Below are 2,125 nucleotides of genomic sequence, written 5' to 3' on the forward strand. Positions count from 1 at the left end.
CGGTGCGCCCGTGCCCACGCCGTAATCCATGACCGCCTGGTCGCTGCCTTCGGCGCTGTTGCCGGCCGGGTCGGTGACGGTGGCCGTAATCGCCAGGGTCTCGCCGGTCGCCGGCGCATCCACAGCCAACTGCAGGCCGTTATCCAGCATGTCCTGCGTCACGGTGCCGGAGAAGATGACGTTGCCATCCTGGTCAGTCACTTCAATGGTGTCGCCCACGGCGGTGCCTGCCCCCAGGGTCACGGTGATGTCCACCTGACCACTGAGCTCAGCATCATTGATGTAGCCGTCGTTGTTGGCATCTTCGGTAATGGTGACCGTCGGTGCCGCCGGTGCGCCGCTGCCTGAGCCGTAATCCAGCGTGGCGTTGTCTGAGCCCTCGGCGCTGTTGCCAGCCGGGTCAGTCACGGTGGCGGTGACCACCAAGTCAGTGCCGGTGGCCGGTGGGTCAATCGTCAGGTCAAGACCGTTATCCAGCATGTCCTGCGTGACCGGGCCGGAGAAGATGACGGTGCCATCCTGGTCAGTTACCACAAGCGTGTCGCCCACGGCAGTGCCTGCCCCCAGGGTGACGGTAATGTCTATCTGGCCATTGAGCTCGGCATCATTGATGTAGCCATCGTTGTTGGCATCTTCGGTAATCACCACGGTCGGTGCCGCCGGGGCACCGCTGCCTGAGCCGTAATCCAGCGTGGCATTGTCTGAGCCCTCGGCAGTGTTGCCTGATGGCGTGGTGACGGTGGCCGTGACCACCAGATTGGTGCCGGTGGCAGGCGGATCTATGCTGAGATCCAGACCATTATCCAGCATGTCTTGCGTCACGGTGCCGGAGAAGATGACGTTGCCATCCTGGTCAGTCACTTCAATGGTGTCACCGACTTCGGTGCCGCTGCCCAGGGTCACGGTAATGTCGATTTGACCGGACAGCTCGCCATCATTGATGTAGCCATCATTGTTGGCATCTTCGGTGATGACCACGGTTGGCGCCGATGGCGACGGTGGGTTACCGCTGTAATCCAGCAGGGCCGAGTCGCTGCCCTGGGCACTGTTGCCGGCAGGGTCGGTGACGGTGGCCGTCACGTTCAGTGTGGTGCCGGACGCCGGCGCATCAATGGCCAGATCCAGACCGTTATCCAGCATGTCCTGGGTGACCGGGCCGGAGAACAGGGTGTTGCCATCCTGGTCGGTGACCACAATGGTGTCGCCCACAGCCGTACCTGCGCCCAGTGCCACGGTGATGTTCACCTGACCGTCCAGCTCGGCATCATTGATGGTGCCGTCGTTATTGCTGTCTTCGGTGATGGTGACAGTCGGTGCCGCCGGTGCACCGGTGCCGACGCCGTAATCCAGTACGGCGCTGTCGCTGCCTTCTGCGCTGTTACCGGCCGGGTCAGTGACCGTGGCGGTGACGCTGATGGCGGTGCCGGTGGCTGGCGCGGTCATAGTGACCGGCACGCCGTTATCCAGCATGGCCTGGGTCACGGTGCCGTTAAACAGCTCATTGCCATCCTGGTCGGTGACAATCAGGGTATCGCCCACGGCGGTACCTGCGCCCAGGGTGACAGTGATATTGATGTCGCCGCTGAGCTCAGTGTTGTTGATGTAGCCGTCGTTGTTGGCATCTTCGGTAATCATCACGGTCGGTGCTGCCGGGGCGCCGGTGCCCACGCCGTAATCCAGGGTGGCAGAGTCAGTGCCTTCGGCGCTGTTGCCGGCGCTGTCGGTGACCGTGGCGGTGATGTCCAGCTCAGTACCGGTGGCAGGCGGATCAATGCTCAGGTCCAGGCCATTATCCAGCATGTCCTGCGTGACCGGGCCGGAGAAGATGACGTTGCCATCCTGGTCGGTCACTTCAATGGTGTCACCCACTTCGGTGCCGGTGGCCAGGGTGACGGTGATGTTCACCTGACCATTGAGCTCAGCGTCATTGATGTAGCCATCGTTGTTGGCATCTTCGGTAATGGTGACCGTTGGCGCAGCCGGGCCGCTGCTCAGCAGTGCACTGTCTGAGCCATCGGCGGTGTTGCCCGCCGGATCGGTGACCGTGGCCGTCAGGGTGATGGCGGTGCCATCCGCCGGGGCCGTGATAGACAGGCTCAGACCATTGTCCAGCATGTCCTGAGTG

At 62.7% G+C, this 2,125-nt stretch carries 1 protein-coding gene; it reads right to left on the reverse strand.

The window, feature by feature from the left end:
- Positions 1 to 2,125: beta strand repeat-containing protein (locus L2725_RS23085; RefSeq protein WP_249251135.1), on the reverse strand; the 2,125-nt coding region annotated here is incomplete at both ends.

Origin of the sequence: Shewanella corallii (assembly GCF_023349125.1) — a bacterium.
Lineage (GTDB): Bacteria > Pseudomonadota > Gammaproteobacteria > Enterobacterales > Shewanellaceae > Shewanella > Shewanella corallii.